Source organism: Listeria grayi DSM 20601, from assembly GCF_000148995.1.
Taxonomy (GTDB): Bacteria; Bacillota; Bacilli; order Lactobacillales; family Listeriaceae; genus Listeria; species Listeria grayi.
Window position 1 is genome coordinate 573,247 of the sequence record NZ_GL538353.1, and the last position, 17,295, is coordinate 590,541.

The following is a 17,295-nucleotide window of genomic DNA, read 5'->3' on the forward strand; positions in this document are numbered from 1 at the left end:
CGTACCCCTCATTTCTTTATTAATTATCCTCGTGAATGCTGAATATTTAGAAAAAACAAATTATTGATTCTAGTACCTGCTAATAAAAAAGCACCCCAATTTGTCAAAAACAAAATGGGATGCTTTGTAAGAATCCCATTAATCATAAACAGGACTCAAACAACTGTTAAATCAAACAGTATGTTCATAGCCCTGTCAGCGTAATAAAATTGTAATGACTAGATTTGCCTTTTTCATGATCTCGTACCCCTTTAATCATAATGGAATTCTAAATTATCGATTTTGATTTCAGCGATCACTTATGTGTGCCAAGTGATGTTAGTATTAATATATACGTCTGCCTAAGGAAAGTCAACAGCTAATTTTGGATTTTTCTATCAATTCAAGCAATTCTGCTAAATGGGGAGGATAATGATTTTTAGTACCTGGTACTATATCTTTGCTATAACTAACTTGTAATCGCTTACAAAAATAAAAGGTCAACTAAATAGTCTGAATAATTTTATTTTTTGAAAATGACCTTTATTTTACATTTGAAACGATATCCGTTACTATCGGAATAGGATTCTTATTAAAATTTACAGATAGAAGGCAACCAATATGAACCATATTATTGAAACAGATAGATTACTGTTGATCACGTATTCGTTAGAAATGATTCGGGCAACGATCGAGGGACCAGAGGCTTTGGAAGAAATAACAGGTTATGAAGTCTCACGAGATTGGCCGGGGATCGATTTTTTCTTTTATTTACCTTATGTATTAGAAAACGTAGAAAAAAAACCGGCGATGACGAGATGGACCAAATTAGTCGTCTTAAAAGAAGCGAAAATGATCATTGGTGAGATCGGAGGGCAAGGTGATCCTGATGAAACAGGGGAGATCGAGCTGGGCTACAGTATCGTACCCGCGTATCAAAATCAAGGTTACATGTCGGAAGCAATCGCAGAATTATTGAATTGGCTCTTGCAGGAACCGGTGATCCACAAAATCTTTGCACGCTGCTATGCAACTAACCAAGCATCCATCCAAGTATTGCGGCACAATCATTTTACCTATATGGAAGGTCAAGACGTCAATGAACCGGTAGGGAAAGTGTTGCGCTGGGAATATTTGCGTGAAAAGGGGGAATAACAGCATGATGATTATTCCGTCGGGGAAACCGAAGATCTGGGATAAACAACCTGAAAAGGGTCCAGTTCCAGCAAAAGAAGCCTATACAGGAACCTTTCATCGATTATGCCGGGGCTATGCCGAAATGCTGGGAGAAAGTTATTTGATCTTATCGCCGAAGTACGGCTTTTTGAAACCTGATGATTTGGTAACGGGAAGTTATGATGTGCGCTTCGATTATAATGGTGTCAATGCAGAAACGATCTCACTGGCGGAACTGCAGGCAGGTTGGAAGCAGCTAGAAATCAATCAAGAAGTAATAGTGATGTTGGGCGGGAAAAAATTTATTCGTTTATTGGAGAAAACTGCACCAGAACAGCAGTTTGTTTTTCCGCTGGTCGGAGCGCGAGGAATAGGGGAAATGCAGCAGATGCTGAAAGAAGCCATTGGAAAACAGCGCCCGCTTTAGATTTGCGAAAGAATGAAGAGCGCTGCAGTGATCAAAAGGAAGAGGACACCGTATTCGAAGTTGCGGCGGATAAAGAGATACAGTGCTTGAAGCAGCATCAGTATCGCGAGGGCTTTCACAATAATGGCTAACATACATAATTCCTTCCTAATCTTTTTTCAAAAGGTCTTGTACTTTTTGTAAAAAAGATTTTTTTTGTTCTTCTTCTTTTTCTGGCAAGTCAGCAGTGTTTTCACTAAGGAAGATCGTTTCCTTATCGACTGCTTCTGTTGCAGTCAATACCAAATAAACATCTGTTTCCTCTGCTTTGCGCGTTACAAGGGAAAAAGCATGATGATATTTTTCAGCGAGGTGGATATACGGACGTAAGTAATCATACGATAATTGACTATTTAAGAGTAATCTCGCCTGTGGATCTGCCTGCATTGCTTGTTTGATTTCCTCAAAAAACTTGCCGGCTAGCACATCTTCTTTATGCATTGCCAGAATCACACGTTCGCGATAAGTACCGAGAAATTTTTTCTTTTCCTCAGGATTGATCTCTTTCGCGCCGTACATTCCTTTTTCTAAGTAATCTTCTACGTTTTCAGCCATGGATGGACCTCCTGATTGCTCTTTTTTTCATTTTAACATGAGAACGGAGTGATTTGAAAATAAAAAACGATTTGCCAGACAAACGCTCAGTTTCGATTCACGCCTCATAAGCTCCTAGGTATTCGACGTTGTCTAGGATCTGATCGTTATGTAGGCAAGTTGGAAATAATATTTATCTTCAAAAAAAAGCTTGAACCCAAAGGCTCAAGCTTTTTTTTATTTATCAAACCATTTAAAGCCGTCACGGGCAAGCAATTCATCCGCTGCTTTTGGTCCGGTAGAACCGGATGCATAATTTGGAAACTCGGGTGTTTCTTTATTCCATTCCTCGATAACATGATCGACTAGATTCCATGAGGTCGAAACTTCATCCCAATGCGAGAAGTAAGTAGCGTCGCCACGTAAGCTGTCTAAGATCAGTTTTTCGTATGCTTCTGGAATAGGCGAGCCATCTGGAGAAGTATGGCTGTAATCCAATTGGATCGGCATACTTTCCATGCCACCGCCTGGCTTCTTCGCATTCAAGTAAAGGTAGATGCCTTCGTCAGGCTGTACATTGATCACAAGCGTGTTGCCTGCTAATGATTCATCGCCGAACAAGTGATGCGGATTCTTTTTAAATTCGATCGCGATTTGGGTGGCTTTCTTATTAAGACGTTTACCAGAACGAATATAGAAAGGAACACCGGCCCAACGATCGTTATCGACCATTAGTTTCGCCGCTACAAATGTATCAGTGGTAGAAGCAGAGTCAACGTTTTTGTCATCGCGGTAGGATTCTAAAGTTTCGCCGTCCACTTCTCCAGCACCATATTGACCACGGACAAAGTTTTCTGCCACTTCTTTGCCTTCATAAACTCGAAGCGAACGAAGCGCCCGTACTTTTTCATTGCGGATATCTTCTGTTGTTAGATCGATTGGCGGGTTCATTGCGAGCAATGAGACGATTTGCAACGTATGGTTTTGGATCATATCACGAATCGCGCCACTTTCATCATAATAGCGTCCGCGTTCTTCTACGCCCAATGTTTCCGTCAAGGATACTTGGATATTGGCAATATACTTATTGTTCCAGACCGCATTTAAAAGCGGATTCGCGAAACGAAGTACAGGAATGTTCTGCACTAATTCTTTGCCTAAATAATGATCGATACGATAGATTTCATTTTCATTAAAAGCAAGGCGAAGACTATCATTTAATTCCTTCGCGCTCTCTAGATCATGCCCGAATGGCTTCTCGATGATCAAACGGTGGAAGCCCTCCGTATCAACAAAACCTTCTGATTGGATTCGACTCGCGATCGTTCCGAAGAAATTCGGTGCCATCGCTAAGTAAAATAATCGGTTGCCTTCTAATTGATATTTTTCATCCAACTTTTCAGAAAGATTTTTTAGCTTCACATAAGATTCGCGATTGGTCACGTCATGGGATTGATAATAGAAATGAGAAGCAAATGCTTCAGCGTCTTTTTCTGAGCCTTCAATGTCTTGAATCGATTCCGTTACTTTTTGCCGGAAAAAATCGTCACTCCATTCTCTCCGTGCCGTCCCGATAACCGCAAAATGCTCCTTTAGATAGCCTTTTCTGAAAAGGTGATAAAGAGAAGGGTAAAGTTTCCGATTTGCTAAATCCCCTGTACCACCAAATATAGTAATTAAAGCTTTTTGTTCTAACTTGTCTGCCATACTTTATTTACCCTCTTTCTTGTCCCTATAGGTCTTATTTATGAAATCAGCCAGAAGTTGATTACGCATTTTAAATGATGAGTAAAAAACTCACCAGTAGTTCCATATTATTTTAGCCGTTAATAAGAGTTTGTGCAAATGATTGAACCGCAGAGCGAAGATTTTATCTTCTGAAGCCAGAGAGAGACTTGTTTTTCCAATCATACATGAAAATGTGATAAAATGGATCTATGAAGCTGAAAGAAAGGACAAAATCATTATGGAACTCATATTTCTTGGAACGGGGGCAGGACTTCCTTCCAAAAGCAGAAATGTTACCTCGATCGCATTATCACTTTTAGATGAGCGGAAATCGATTTGGCTGTTTGATTGCGGAGAAGCAACGCAACATCAAATCTTAAAAAGCACGATCAAATTGAGTAAATTAGAAAAAATATTCATCACCCATATGCACGGCGATCATATTTTCGGATTGCCAGGACTTCTAAGTAGTCGCTCGTTTCAGGGCAAGGAGAAGCCAATCACGATTTACGGACCAAAAGGGATTCAAGAATATGTAGAGAGTGCACTGCGGCTCAGCGGCACACACTTATCGTATACCATCGCTTTTGAAGAAATTGAGCCGGGCCTGCTTTTCGATGACGACACATTTTCCGTCAGCTGCGATCTGCTTGATCACGGGATTGCTAGCTATGGCTATCGGATCGTCCAAAAAGACAAGCCAGGGGCGTTATATGCCGAAAAACTACAGGAGATCGGCGTGCCACCGGGACCGATTTTTCAAGCAATCAAAAAAGGCGAATCTGTGGAATTGGAAGACGGCAGAACGATCGATGGCAGCGATTATATCGGCCCCTCGCAAGCTGGCAAGATCATTGCGATCTATGGGGATACCAGACAAATACCGGCAAGTCTAGAACTAGGGGAAAATGCGGATGTGATTGTTCATGAAGCTACTTTTGAAGCAGGATTAGAAAAGTTGGCGCATGAATATATGCATTCCACGACGCATCAAGCTGCCGAACTGGCGAAAAAAACCGGAGCAAAACGACTTATCATCACGCACATCAGTGCACGCTATGATAAGGAAGGAAGCGGACAATTACTTGAAGAAGCGCGCAGCCTTTTCCCAGAAACTGAACTAGCTAATGACTTTAGCCGTTTTACGATATAGAAAGGATGTTTTGATGAGACCAATCGTCATTATTACGGGGGCGTCCAGTGGACTAGGCTGGGAAATCGCCACCCAAGCAGCAGAAAAAGGCTATCAACCAGTTTTGCTAGCACGCCGCAAGGACAAACTGGAAGCGCTGGCAGAAGAGATCCAAAAGCGATATGCAGTCGATTGTCCTGTTTATTCGCTTGATATGACTGATAGAGAAGCGGTGGGAGAAATAGCTGCTGACCTATTAGTCACTTATCCACCAGACATACTTGTCAATTGTGCTGGTTTTGGCTTATTTGAAGAATTTGCTGCTATTCCATTTGCAACGATCGAGAAGATGTTCGCGACCAATGTACAAGGATTGATGCAGCTGACGCAATTGCTTTTGCCAGCCATGCAGGAGCGCAAGTCGGGACATATCATCAATATCGCCTCCCAGGCAGGCAAGATCGCAACCCCAAAATCGGCCGTTTATTCTGCGACTAAGTATGCGGTCCTCGGTTTTTCCAACGCATTGCGGATGGAATTAGCACCGGAAAACATCTATGTCACCACCGTTAATCCCGGCCCCATCGCTACTAATTTTTTCGATATTGCGGATTCGTCAGGCAACTATTTAAAAAGTGTCGGGTTCCTCGTTCTCGATCCGAAAAAAGTAGCGCATAAAATCGTCTCGATTTTCGGAAAGAAAAAACGTGAGATCAACTTACCCTTTGCCATGAATATCGGTACGCGAATATACCAAATAATGCCAAGCTTAATCGAAGTCTTAGGAAAACGTGCATTTATGAAAAAGTAAGAAGCTCTTGCAAAGCAGCTTCTTTTCTTTTTGGAGAAAATATGATAAACTAAAATAGAACAAATGTTCTTTTTAGGAGGCGGCGCTTATGGATACAAGTCGGAAGATTATTCATATTGATATGGATGCTTTTTATGCATCTATTGAACAGCGAGATCATCCTGAATATCGCGGCAAACCGCTTATCATCGGGGGAGATCCGAATAAACGCGGGGTCGTGTCTACTTGTTCTTATGAAGCACGAAAATTCGGTGTGCATTCTGCCATGCCGACCAAACAAGCAGTCAAACTTTGCCCACAAGGTATTTTTATTCATGGAAATATGTCGCATTATGTCGAAGTTTCTAATCAGATCAGGGCCATCTTCCACCGTTACACCGACTTGATCGAGCCTTTATCGTTGGATGAGGCTTACTTAGATGTCACGGATAATAAAGTAGGAATGAAATCTGCGACTTATCTTGCACAAGATATCCAGCGAACGATTTTTAGAGAGCTTGGTCTTACTGCTTCAGCAGGAGTTTCTTATAATAAATTTATCGCCAAGATCGCTTCTGATTATCATAAACCGCACGGTATTACCGTCGTTCCACCGGAAGAAGCAGAAGCATTTCTGGAAGGGATCCCGATCACGAAATTCTATGGCGTAGGGAAGGTCACAGCAGAGAAACTGCATCGTCTGGGTATATACACAGGCGCAGATCTAAAAGCCTGGAGCGAATGGGATCTGCTGCGGGAACTGAATAAACATGGCTACCAATTATACCGTCACGTCCGTGGGCAATCTAGCAACATTGTCAACCCAAATCGCGATCGGAAATCCGTTGGTAAGGAAACCACTTTTGAAAAAGATGTTTGGGATGAAATAATGATCCAACGCTATTTAAGGAAATTCGCCGCGCAGATCTCGGAGCGTTTGCAAAAAATCCATAAAAACGGTAAAACAGTCGTTCTTAAAATTCGCTACCGCGATTTTACGACCTATACAAGAAGGTTGACGCTCAGTGAATATGTCAACGATTCGGAGGCCATCTTCCAAGCAGGAAAAGCATTACTCAATGCCAGCTATAGCGGGGAAGAGAGTATCCGGCTGATTGGCCTCACCGTCACAAATCTCAAACCTGTGTATTATGAAAATTTACGATTAGAAGGCATATAAAAACCCGTTATCACTCACGCAGAGGATAACGGGTTTTATTATTTCATTTCAATAAGGCGTTCTTTCAATTCTTGTTCCATCGAAATCAATTCTTTTTCAGCTGCTACACGTTTTTGGCGGCCTTCTTGCTGAATCTTCAATGTTTCCTGCAATGTTTCGATCAAACTTGTTTGCGTTTCTTTCAATGTTTCAATGTCGACAATGCCACGTTCGTTTTCACGGGCAGTTTCAATGGCATTTGTTTTCAACATATCCGCATTACGTTTCAAGAGTTCGTTCGTTGTTTCGGAAACTTTGCGCTGTGCTTGGACGGCCTGTTGTTGCCTTAATAGAGTAAGAGCGATCGCAACTTGGTTTTTCCATAGTGGAATAGCATTCATGATAGAGGATTGGATCTTTTCTGCCAACGCTTGATTCGTATTTTGGATCAAACGAATCTGTGGTGCTTGCTGAATCGTGATTTGGCGGCTTAATTTCAAGTCATATACACGTTTATCAAGGCGGTCGGCAAATTGAGTAAGGTCATTGACGTCTTGATACGCCATTTGATCTCCAGTATCTTCAGCTTTTTTACGTAGTTCCGGAATCAATGTCTTGTTGATTTCTTCTAATTTGAGTTCTCCGGCAGCGATATAGATGTTAAGCGCTTGGAAGTAATCTTTATTTTTGTCATAAAGTTGTTCTAAAAAGGAGTTGTCCTCAATCAATCGTTTTTTGGCATGTTCCAATTTCAACGCGATGCGGTCGATTTGGGTGCCGATTTTTTGGTATTTAGAAGTAATCTCATTGACGGATTGTTTCACACGGTGAAAGACTTTCGTGAAAATATTGCGGTTTCTTGCAGCTAGTTCGTCCGGATCTGCTTCTTGAAGACGATACATTAGGTCGCTGATGATCTCTCCGATCGGTCCGACATCTTGTTTTTGTACGTGGTTCAACATCGAATGCGAAAAATCATGTAGTTTTGCTTGGGCCGGCGCACCATAGCTCAAAATCGCGGATTGGTTACCCGGTTCAATTTGTTTGGCCAATTCTTGTGCTTGCTGTTTATTACGTTCAGAGAGCATATCAACTAGACGCTCAGCTGGTTCATTTTCAGAATTCGTGATCGCTGTTTCGGATGTTTTAGCCTCTCCGAAGGGATTAGCGAGTAGATCATCTAGTGTTTGATTAATTTCTTTTTCTAATACTTGGTCTTTTTCATTCGTAGGGTCAGTTTGAGTCATGTCGCGTTTCTCCTTCCATTTTTTGTTTTTGTCTCGAAATAGAATTCTTCGCGACTTCCAGTTCAAAATCCAAGCTGTTCACATCTCGTTTGAGTAGCTGGAATAAATCTTTTTCGATAACGCGGCTCAAATCATTCAGCAATGTTCTTGTATCCGATAACGTTTGATAGATTTTTTTGTCTTTAACGGGTTGCCTTTCTAAGAAGGCATATTTTTCCGTCAATTCTACTAAAGAGTCAAGGTGAGAGAAGAAGAAATCTTCTGTTTCATAGAAACGTTTTGGATTTTCCTTGACGATGCCGTAGATCCGTTTCGTGAGCTGGAGTGTTTTATTTCTTTCTTGAAAAGAATACAGATTTTTATTTTGATTCATGATTTTTTGTAGGCGCAAGATCTTGGTACGCCCCTCTTCTAAATTTGTCCGAATGTATTTATATTCTTTTTTCTTGAGACCGGTCGTGATCTCCCTTGCCTTGTCGCCAGCACGTGAAGAGAAGAAGAAGAGAACAACTGCGGCGACTATTACGATGATACCCGTAAGCAAGCCGTTGGAAAAAATCGTATCTATGATCGCACCAATTATGGAAACAATAATAATGGAGCCTAAGAACGCCAGGATTTTTTTAAAATATGTCATCATTTATCTACTCCTTCAATGTACTTATATGTCCGTTAGCCGAACAAATCGCATTATATTTATCTATACCCTGTTAGGAAAACTTTTATTGCTATAATCATACCATAATTTTAGTAAAGTGTTTATCCGTCGAAGGACGTAAATTACTCTAAGACTCGCAATATGATATACTTTGAGAAAATGAAAGCAGGTGGAGATGCGTGAGGTCTTTAGAAGAAAAAACAATTTCGGAAACAACTATTTATAAAGGAAAGATAATCGACTTAACAGTAGCAGATGTCTTGCTTCCCGATGGTAATCAAGCGAAACGGGAATTGGTCAAACACCCAGGGGCAGTAGCGATCATTCCAGTTATAGACGATAAATTAGTTTTAGTCGAACAATTTCGCAAACCATTGGAAAAAACGATCATCGAGATTCCGGCTGGCAAATTAGAGCCGGAAGAAGATAGGATAGAAGCTGCGAAACGAGAATTAGAGGAAGAAACCGGATACCAAACTGATGACTTGGCATATGTAACGTCATTTGCCTCCTCGCCGGGGTTTGCCGACGAAGTACTGCATGTTTACGTTGCCAAAAAATTGAAAAAAGCCGACGATCCACTTGCAAAAGATGAGGATGAATTTATCAATGTGGTCGAAGTTTCTTTAGAAGAAGCAAAGCAATTGATAGAGACAGGAAATATTTTTGATGTAAAAACAATGTATGCGGTGCAGTATTTGGAGTTGGAACAGTATAGATGAAAAACAGATCGAGTCGTCTTTCCATGTAAATACTAGATACTAACAAAGAAGAATCGCTTGAAAATACCATTTTTAAAAATGGATTCAAGCGATTCTTTTATTAATCGATTTCTTTTTTCACGACAAATGCATAAACTTCTCATGGTGCGTACTAACCATCGCTTCATTCGCTGCATCCGGTTCTAAAAATCTTTTTGCGCTATTAACAGCGATCGGACCTTCGTGAAAACCGGCAGCGATGATCCGGATCTTGCGGGGATAAATGGCTACGTCGCCGCAAGCATAAATACCAGGGACGGTGGTGGCCATAGTTTCGTCTACTACGATACCGTATTCTTCGGTTTGGAAGCCCCAGTCGTGCATGGTACCGATATCGATCTTTACGCCGTGATTCACGAACACAGCTGCTGCTGGTAATTGGAAAGAAGTACTGGTTTGTTTACAAAACAGCGTTACACCTTCTAACTGGCCATTTTCACCATAAAGCGACTGGATCTCATGCTGAACCAGGACGTTAACATTGGAAGCACGCAATTCTTGGACACGCCGTTCGTGGCCTCGGAAATCTTCCCCGCGGTAAACGAGATGGACTTTTGCAGCGATATCTTCCAGCATTCGTGCCCAATCCATTGCCGCGTCGCCTCCGCCGGAAACAATCACTTCTTGTCCGCGGAAAGCTTCTAAATCACGCACATGATAGTGGATAGCAGTTTCAAAGCTGTCTGCGTTCTCTGCTTCTAGCTGATTGACGATATAGGTTCCGCTGCCTACTGCGATCAAAACCGTTCTGCTGTAATGTGTTGTTCCAGTATTATCCGTTAATTCAAAAGTACCGTCTGCCAGACGTTTGAGATCAATGACTTTCGCGTTATAGCAGATCTCAGGTTCAAATGTTTCGGCTTGTTCTTTTAAGCCATTGACAAAATCGCTGCCACGTATTTCCGGAATGCCACCGATGTCATGGATGAGTTTCTCTGGATAGAAGTAGCGGACTTTGCCGCCTACATCTGGTTCTGCTTCGATTATTTTCGTTTTCATTGCCCGTAGGCCGCTATAAAAGGAGGCAAAAAGGCCTACCGGGCCGCCTCCGATAATGGTGATGTCAAACAATTCCTTGGACAAGATTGGTTACCCCTCCCGCAGCTTCTTTGATTTCGCAGCCGTTACATGTTTCATATGGCAGGCAGAGTGGGACCCCGCTGCGAGGATCGATCAAAATATCCGCCTTGATGTTGAATACCGATTCAAGTGTACTTTCTGTCATCACTGTCGCAGGTGTGCCGGATGCAAAGACACCACCGTCTTTGATGGCGATCATATGATCTGCATAGCGGGAAGCATGATTCAGATCGTGGACGATCATAACGATCGTACGCTTCTCGACCTCATTAAGCTGTTTTAACAAGTTAAGGACATCTAGCTGATGCGTCATATCGAGGAAGGTGGTTGGCTCATCAAGGAACAGCACATCTGTTTCTTGGGCGACCGCCATTGCGATCCAAGCACGTTGCCTTTGTCCGCCCGATAAGTTTTCGATCGGATCATCGGCAAAATCCAACAGATTAGTGACTCGTAGGGCCCAGAAAACCTTGTCTCGATCTTCTTGGCTCATTGGTTTGAAACTGCTTTGATGAGGTGCTCTGCCGTAAGAAACCAGTTCAAATACGGTCAGACCGTCTGGAGCAGAAGGGTTTTGCGGTAAGATCGCTATCTCCTTAGCCAATTCTTTGGTAGATTGGCGGTGGATTTTCTTTCCATCTAATAGTACGCTGCCTTTACTTGGTTTCATCAAGCGCGACAATGTCTTTAATATAGTGGATTTCCCGCAACCATTGGCACCGACAAGCGCCGTGATTTTTCCTTTAGGGATTTCTATGTTCAAGTCATGGATAATGACACGTTTATCGTAAGAAATTTCGAGATTTTCGGTATAGAGATTTTTCACAGGGCATCGCTCCAGTATATAGTGATAATCATTCTCAATACTTAGTATAGTTTCTTTTATTTTATTATGCAAGTAGAAAAAGGGTTGTCAGCAATCATGAATGCTGATATATTTATTGAGAATGATTATCAATTTCATTACATGTAGGAGGGAAAAGATTTGAAAAAAATAGTTTTATTAATCGCTATCATTGCGGTGGGCTTGCTTGCCGCTTGTGGGAATACAGCTTCGAGCAGTAAAGAAAAGAAGGAAGATACGCGTACATATACGATGACAAATAAAAAGACCGTAAAGATTCCTGCGCATCCCAAAAAAATCGTGACAGAGGATTACTCAGGTGATTTGATCGCGCTCGGTATTAAACCGATTGCAACGGCAAGCTCACAATTTGACAATCCCTTCATTAAAGATGACATGAAAGGAGTCAAAAAACTCGGGGATCCAGTTTCTGCAGAAAAAGTAGCGGAACTCAGTCCAGATCTGATCATTGTCAGCAAGGAAGACACATATAAGAAATTATCGAAAATCGCTCCCACTGTGTTGATTCCATATGGAGCAACAAAAACAGTCGAAGAAGAGTTGACAATGTTTGGCGAGCTTTTAAACAAAAAAACCGAAGCAAAAAAATGGATCACGGACTATCACGAAAAAGCAAAACAAGCTCGTGCGAAAATCCAAGGAAAGCTCTCTAAAAATGCAACATTCGGTATCTATGAAGTCCAGGATAAAGATTTTTATATCATGGGACAAAATATGGGGCGCGGTGGTCAGATCATTTATCACGCGCTAGGATTGGAACCACCCAAAAAAATCAAAAAAGATGTATTTGAAGGACAAGATTGGAAAAAGATCTCCTTAGAGGTATTGCCTGATTATGCTGCTGATTATATGTTTGTCACTGCCTATTCATCAAGCCAAAAACAAGGAGAACGGACACTGGCAGATATGAAAGAAAGCGGTATTTGGAAAGATTTGCCTGCCTTGAAGAAAAATCATTTATTCGAAATGGATTTTAACAAAATGTTCTATTATGATCCTGTTGCGATCGAAGGCCAGCTCGATATTATTGTGGACAAATTACTGAAGAATTAATAAGTGAGTAGGTTGCGGGTATGTGCAGCCTACTTCTATTCAATTATATGCCGTAATTATGCTATAATTTGGAGGATCAAGATTGCTTGCATGGCATAGAGAGAGTGGTAGGTAAAATGGAAATTGCGGAATTAGAAAAAATAAAAACGCGTCCTGCAGCGGCTATCGTTGTTTTGATTGTTGGGATCGCAGCGGTCGTTTTACTGACTTTCGTTGGGATCGCAGTTGGAGCGGCGCATATTCATTTAGACACAGTGTGGGATTCTTTTTTTCACTTTGATAAAACAAATACGCAACATCAAATCATTTGGGAGCTTCGCGTGCCTCGGGTGCTGGCCGATATCATGGTGGGTGCCGCTTTAGCAGTGGCGGGTGCTTTGATGCAAGGAATGACGCGCAATCCGCTTGCTGATTCAGGCTTGCTTGGTTTGAATGCTGGGAGTGCTTTTGTGATTGCTCTTTGCTTTGCATTTTTGCCAGGATTGAGCTATAACTATTTGATTTTGTTTTCTTTTTTAGGTGCGGCAATCGGTGCGATGATTGTTTTCGGAATAAGTGCCTTGGCTGGAAGAGGTTTATCGCCAACGCAACTAGTGCTTGCTGGTGCGGCTGTTAGTTCCTTGCTGACAGCATTAAGTGAAGGAATCGCGATCTATTTTAAGCTGAGCCAAAATCTGACATTTTGGTATGCAGGTGGCGTTGCCGGGGTAAAGTGGAGTCAGCTGCAATATGTATGGCCGTGGCTCCTTGCAGGTCTCTTGGGGGCGATCATTATCAGTAAATCTGTGACGATTTTAAGTCTTGGGGAAGATATCGCAGTAGGACTGGGAGAAAAAACAGGATTGGTAAAAATTTTTACGATGGTGATCGTACTTATTTTGGCTGGATTGTCTGTTTCGATCGTTGGACCAGTTGGTTTCATTGGGTTGATCATTCCGCATTTGACGCGATTTTTGGTTGGAGTGGACTATCGTTGGATCATTCCTTGTTCGGCCGTGATCGGAGCCTTGTTGACGCTCGCTGCTGATATTCTGGCGCGGACGATTAATCCGCCGTATGAGACACCAATCAGTGTGATTTTTGCATTGATCGGAGTTCCTTTCTTCCTTTATGTAGCAAGAAAAGAAAGGAGGAACTTGTGAGATGTATACAGTAGCTGAAAAAAGAAGACGTAAAAGACGGCTGGCCGTATTGGCGATATTTCTCATTCTGATCGTGCTAGTGTTTACATATAGTGTCAATGCTGGGTATTCCAAAATTCCTTTTTTGGATATCTGGAAAACGTTTTTCGGATTAGGAACTCCACAACAGCAGCTTATCATCACAGAATTTCGTTTACCAAGAATCGTGGTGGCGCTGTTAGTTGGTGCCGGACTTGCTGTTTCCGGCGCGATCTTACAAGGGATCTCTGGTAATGGCCTTGCCGATCCAGGGATACTTGGAATCAATAATGGGGCGGGGCTTGCTGTGATGCTGTATATTTCCTTTTTCCCTTCGACCATCGATGTTCCTGTATTATTCATGCCGCTTGTTGGCTTTGTTGGCGCGATTATCACAGCATTTGTTGTTTACGGGCTTTCTTATAGTCGAAAAGAAGGGCTACTGCCAAACAGACTGCTTTTGACAGGGATCGCGATCGCGGCTGCTATTTCTGCGTTGATAACCGTTTTATCAGTACGACTCGATCCGCTTAATTACCAAAAGTATGCGGAATGGGTGGCTGGAAATATCTGGGCTTCCAGCTGGCAGTATGTATTTGCTTTGCTGCCGTGGTTTGTCGTCACTTGCCTGATCGCTGTTTGGAAAGCAAAAACTCTGGATATTCTCGGTTTCGGAGATCAGATCGCAACGGGACTTGGTGTGCGTGTCGAACGGGAAAAGTTTATTTTGCTTATTGTGGCTGTCGCGCTTGCTGCAGCATGTGTATCGGTCAGCGGCGGGATCGCGTTCGTCGGATTGATCGGTCCTCATATCGCCCGTTCTCTAGTAGGCAGTGAACATAAATGGCTGTTGTCGGTCTCTGCCTTAGCTGGCGGTCTTCTTCTATTACTAGCAGACACGATCGGGCGCTTGATTATTCAGCCTTCAGAAATTTTTGCCGGTATCGTTGTGGCGGTTATCGGTGCACCGTATTTTTTATATTTACTGGCGAAAGCAAAATCTTGAAGCAATTATCAATTAGAATAATGATTATAATCTAATAATTATTTTTAATGAGAATGCGATTATGGCAAGCATTTTTAATGCTAAAATGGGATATATTTTCAAATAGAACTTGCATTTTAATTGTAATTATTATAAACTAGAGTAATTGATAATGAGAATTAATGAAGCAAGTTTGGGAGGAAACAGAATGGAAGGTAGAATTGAACGAATCAAAACACAATTACATGAAGCCAGCTATAAATTAACTCCGCAGCGAGAAGCTACTGTCCGCGTTCTACTCGAAAATGAAAAAGATCATTTAAGCGCAGAAGATGTTTTCTTACAAGTGAAGGCGATCGCCCCTGATACGGGGCTGGCGACTGTTTATCGGACGCTTGAGTTGCTTACCGAACTTCGAGTAGTGGATAAGATCAACTTCGGCGATGGTGTATCGCGTTATGATCTAAGACAAGAAGGTGCAAAACATTTCCATCATCACTTGGTCTGCATCGAATGTGGTTCGGTGGAAGAAATCCAAGAGGACCTGCTGGAAGATGTCGAAAAAATTATTGAAGATCGCTGGAAATTCCAAGTGAAAGACCATCGTTTGACTTTCCAGGGCATTTGTTTGAATTGCCGGGAAGAAGCGAAAAAAACGAATAAATAATAGAAGATTTATAGTGAATTGTTTGAACAGACAAGCAATTTATTATAAGTCTTTTTTTAGGCTTATACTCTACTGGGATCCATGGTAAAATAAAAGGTAGGGGGTGCGAACATGCAACCATATGTGGAAGACTTTTTGCACTATTTAGTTGTGGAAAAAGGATTAGCGGCAAATACCATTCAAGCGTATAAGCGGGATTTGCGTTATTTTGATTCCTTTTTAGAAATAGAGGGGATAACCGATCCAAACAGCATTACCAGAGGAACGGTCGTGGCATTTATTGCTTTTGCACGCGATGCTGATAAATCTCCGCGTACGATTGCACGTTATTTAGCTTCATTGCGCTCTTTTTTTCATTTTTTACTGCATGACCAAAAAATGGATCATGATCCTATGATCCAGATCGAGACACCGAAACAAACGAAAGCGCTACCGAAAGTACTCCATTTGGAAGAAGTAGAGAAACTCTTGGCTGCTCCCGACCCGAATTCGATACTCGGGCTTCGTGATCAGGCTATGCTTGAGATTTTATATGCCACAGGCCTGCGGGTCTCGGAACTGATCCATTTGAAGCTGGATGATCTGCATTTACATATGGGATTTATCCAAACGATCGGGAAAGGGGATAAGGAGCGGATCATACCGCTTGGACATACAGCTACGGCCGTACTTACTAAGTATTTAGAAGAAGCACGTCCCAAGCTGAGAAAACCTAAATATCGCAATGATTATGTGTTTTTGAATCATCATGGCGGCGGACTCACCAGACAAGGCTTTTGGAAGCTACTAAAACAGCTTGCTCAGAAAGCCGGCATCGATAAGCCGATCACACCACATACACTGCGTCATTCGTTTGCGACCCATTTACTGGAAAATGGTGCTGACCTTCGTTCTGTTCAAGAATTGCTGGGACATGCAGATATTTCCACTACCCAAATCTATACGCACGTTACCAAGCTACGTTTGCAAGATGTCTACAAGAAATATCACCCACGTGCCTAAATAGAAAAATAAACCTTTAAGGAGAATGATTGATGAGTATGGATCAAGTAACAGAAGCAGTTGGTAAAATTCGGGAAAGTTATGAGAAAACACCAAAGATCGGCTTGATTTTAGGATCTGGTCTTGGTGTTTTGGCAGATGAAATAGAAGATCGGACAGCGTTATCGTATGCAGATGTCCCGCATTTTCCAGTTTCAACCGTAGAAGGACATGCTGGACAATTTGTTTTTGGAACTTTAGAAGGACAAGAAGTGGTCGCGATGCAAGGTCGCTTTCATTTTTACGAAGGCTATTCGATGCAGGAAGTTACTTTCCCTGTTAGAGTAATGAAAGCTTTAGGCGTCGAAACACTGATCGTGACGAATGCTGCCGGCGGTGTCAATGAGTTGTATGAAGCTGGCGACTTGATGTTGATCTCGGATCACATCAATTTCACAGGAACTAACCCGCTGATCGGGAAAAATGACAGCCAATTCGGTCCGCGTTTCCCTGATATGTCGGATGCTTATAAAACAGAACTACGTGTGTTAGCGCGTAAAGTAGCGGCAGAACTTTCGATCTCGATCCAAGAAGGCGTCTATGCTGGATTCAGTGGGCCGACATATGAAACACCAGCAGAAATCAAAATGATGCGTACGCTAGGAGCAGATGCAGTTGGTATGTCGACGGTTCCGGAAGTTATTATTGCGAACCATGCTGGTCTAAATGTGCTGGGGATCTCTTGTATCACAAATATGGCTGCAGGCATCCTTGACCAGCCGCTTTCGCACGAGGAAGTTATCGAAACGACAGATCGTGTGCAGCAGACTTTCTTGAAATATGTACGGGCGATTTTAAGTAAACTTGCTTAAAC

The 17,295-nt window shown here is 42.1% G+C and carries 19 protein-coding genes; 12 read left to right on the forward strand and 7 right to left on the reverse strand.

All coding sequences use genetic code 11. The annotated features are described in order from the left end of the window. Positions 1 to 600 precede the first annotated feature (600 nt). Together HMPREF0556_RS10280 and HMPREF0556_RS10285 are read left to right on the forward strand one after the other, a co-directional pair. Positions 601 to 1,134, forward strand: coding sequence for a GNAT family N-acetyltransferase (locus tag HMPREF0556_RS10280; RefSeq protein ID WP_003758318.1), 534 nt, complete (start codon positions 601 to 603; stop codon positions 1,132 to 1,134). 4 nt (positions 1,135 to 1,138) lie between these two features. Beyond that, complete coding sequence (locus HMPREF0556_RS10285; RefSeq protein ID WP_003758319.1) at positions 1,139 to 1,582, forward strand: DUF6884 domain-containing protein; 444 nt, start codon at positions 1,139 to 1,141, stop codon at positions 1,580 to 1,582. On the opposite strand, the gene HMPREF0556_RS13455 is transcribed toward HMPREF0556_RS10285, so the two are convergent. The 3 genes from HMPREF0556_RS13455 to zwf form a co-directional block, all read right to left on the reverse strand. Then, positions 1,579 to 1,716: a hypothetical protein gene (locus HMPREF0556_RS13455; protein WP_003758321.1), complete on the reverse strand. Its 138-nt coding sequence runs from the start codon at positions 1,714 to 1,716 to the stop codon at positions 1,579 to 1,581. The two genes, HMPREF0556_RS10285 and HMPREF0556_RS13455, sit on opposite strands and share 4 nt — an antisense overlap. A 13-nt stretch (positions 1,717 to 1,729) precedes the next feature. Next, the gene (locus tag HMPREF0556_RS10290; protein ID WP_003758323.1) at positions 1,730 to 2,176 is read right to left on the reverse strand and encodes a YueI family protein; all 447 of its coding nucleotides are present in this window, start codon (positions 2,174 to 2,176) and stop codon (positions 1,730 to 1,732) included. Between the two features lie 216 nt (positions 2,177 to 2,392). After that, complete coding sequence (zwf, locus tag HMPREF0556_RS10295; protein WP_003758325.1) at positions 2,393 to 3,862, reverse strand: glucose-6-phosphate dehydrogenase; 1,470 nt, start codon at positions 3,860 to 3,862, stop codon at positions 2,393 to 2,395. A gap of 259 nt (positions 3,863 to 4,121) precedes the next feature. On the opposite strand from zwf, the gene rnz reads away from it, so the two are divergent. The 3 genes from rnz to dinB all read left to right on the forward strand — a co-directional run bounded on the left by rnz (position 4,122) and on the right by dinB (position 6,985). Next, a complete protein-coding gene (gene rnz, locus HMPREF0556_RS10300; protein WP_040486861.1) occupies positions 4,122 to 5,036 on the forward strand; it encodes a ribonuclease Z in 915 nt (304 codons plus the stop codon). A gap of 13 nt (positions 5,037 to 5,049) precedes the next feature. Beyond that, the gene (locus HMPREF0556_RS10305) at positions 5,050 to 5,826 is read left to right on the forward strand and encodes an SDR family NAD(P)-dependent oxidoreductase (RefSeq protein ID WP_040486759.1); all 777 of its coding nucleotides are present in this window, start codon (positions 5,050 to 5,052) and stop codon (positions 5,824 to 5,826) included. A gap of 88 nt (positions 5,827 to 5,914) precedes the next feature. Then, a complete protein-coding gene (gene dinB, locus HMPREF0556_RS10310; protein WP_003758332.1) occupies positions 5,915 to 6,985 on the forward strand; it encodes a DNA polymerase IV in 1,071 nt (356 codons plus the stop codon). Between the two features lie 38 nt (positions 6,986 to 7,023). On the opposite strand, the gene HMPREF0556_RS10315 is transcribed toward dinB, so the two are convergent. Together HMPREF0556_RS10315 and HMPREF0556_RS10320 are read right to left on the reverse strand one after the other, a co-directional pair. After that, positions 7,024 to 8,211 carry a toxic anion resistance protein gene (locus tag HMPREF0556_RS10315; protein WP_003758334.1) on the reverse strand — a complete coding sequence of 396 codons (1,188 nt, stop codon included), beginning with the start codon at positions 8,209 to 8,211 and terminating at the stop codon, positions 7,024 to 7,026. After that, on the reverse strand, positions 8,198 to 8,848 hold the full coding sequence (locus HMPREF0556_RS10320) for a 5-bromo-4-chloroindolyl phosphate hydrolysis family protein (RefSeq protein WP_036104728.1): 651 nt from the start codon (positions 8,846 to 8,848) through the stop codon (positions 8,198 to 8,200). Before HMPREF0556_RS10320 ends, HMPREF0556_RS10315 begins: the two co-directional genes overlap by 14 nt. Positions 8,849 to 9,048: 200 nt before the next feature. On the opposite strand from HMPREF0556_RS10320, the gene HMPREF0556_RS10325 reads away from it, so the two are divergent. Further along, complete coding sequence (locus tag HMPREF0556_RS10325; RefSeq protein ID WP_003758337.1) at positions 9,049 to 9,591, forward strand: NUDIX domain-containing protein; 543 nt, start codon at positions 9,049 to 9,051, stop codon at positions 9,589 to 9,591. Between the two features lie 117 nt (positions 9,592 to 9,708). Here the strand turns inward: HMPREF0556_RS10325 and HMPREF0556_RS10330 are convergent, their stop codons facing one another. Next, the gene (locus HMPREF0556_RS10330) at positions 9,709 to 10,713 is read right to left on the reverse strand and encodes an NAD(P)/FAD-dependent oxidoreductase (RefSeq protein ID WP_003758338.1); all 1,005 of its coding nucleotides are present in this window, start codon (positions 10,711 to 10,713) and stop codon (positions 9,709 to 9,711) included. Beyond that, positions 10,694 to 11,536, reverse strand: coding sequence for an ABC transporter ATP-binding protein (locus tag HMPREF0556_RS10335; RefSeq protein ID WP_050777022.1), 843 nt, complete (start codon positions 11,534 to 11,536; stop codon positions 10,694 to 10,696). The genes HMPREF0556_RS10330 and HMPREF0556_RS10335 overlap by 20 nt, the downstream gene beginning before the upstream one ends. Before the next feature lie 159 nt (positions 11,537 to 11,695). Here HMPREF0556_RS10335 and HMPREF0556_RS10340 point away from each other — a divergent pair, with 159 nt between their 5' ends. The 6 genes from HMPREF0556_RS10340 to HMPREF0556_RS10365 all read left to right on the forward strand — a co-directional run bounded on the left by HMPREF0556_RS10340 (position 11,696) and on the right by HMPREF0556_RS10365 (position 17,293). After that, entirely contained in the window at positions 11,696 to 12,628 is a 933-nt protein-coding gene (locus HMPREF0556_RS10340; RefSeq protein ID WP_003758342.1) for an iron-hydroxamate ABC transporter substrate-binding protein, read from the forward strand. A 116-nt stretch (positions 12,629 to 12,744) separates the two neighbouring features. After that, positions 12,745 to 13,770 carry a FecCD family ABC transporter permease gene (locus tag HMPREF0556_RS10345; RefSeq protein ID WP_036107194.1) on the forward strand — a complete coding sequence of 342 codons (1,026 nt, stop codon included), beginning with the start codon at positions 12,745 to 12,747 and terminating at the stop codon, positions 13,768 to 13,770. Position 13,771: 1 nt separating this feature from the next. Beyond that, complete coding sequence (locus tag HMPREF0556_RS10350) at positions 13,772 to 14,794, forward strand: FecCD family ABC transporter permease (protein WP_003758345.1); 1,023 nt, start codon at positions 13,772 to 13,774, stop codon at positions 14,792 to 14,794. 187 nt (positions 14,795 to 14,981) lie between these two features. Then, positions 14,982 to 15,440 carry a ferric iron uptake transcriptional regulator gene (fur, locus tag HMPREF0556_RS10355; protein WP_036107192.1) on the forward strand — a complete coding sequence of 153 codons (459 nt, stop codon included), beginning with the start codon at positions 14,982 to 14,984 and terminating at the stop codon, positions 15,438 to 15,440. A 111-nt stretch (positions 15,441 to 15,551) separates the two neighbouring features. Next, positions 15,552 to 16,442 carry a site-specific tyrosine recombinase XerD gene (xerD, locus tag HMPREF0556_RS10360; RefSeq protein ID WP_003758348.1) on the forward strand — a complete coding sequence of 297 codons (891 nt, stop codon included), beginning with the start codon at positions 15,552 to 15,554 and terminating at the stop codon, positions 16,440 to 16,442. A 32-nt stretch (positions 16,443 to 16,474) separates the two neighbouring features. Next, positions 16,475 to 17,293, forward strand: a complete 819-nt coding sequence (locus tag HMPREF0556_RS10365; RefSeq protein WP_003758350.1) for a purine-nucleoside phosphorylase — start codon at positions 16,475 to 16,477, stop codon at positions 17,291 to 17,293. The last annotated feature ends 2 nt before the right edge of the window (positions 17,294 to 17,295 follow it).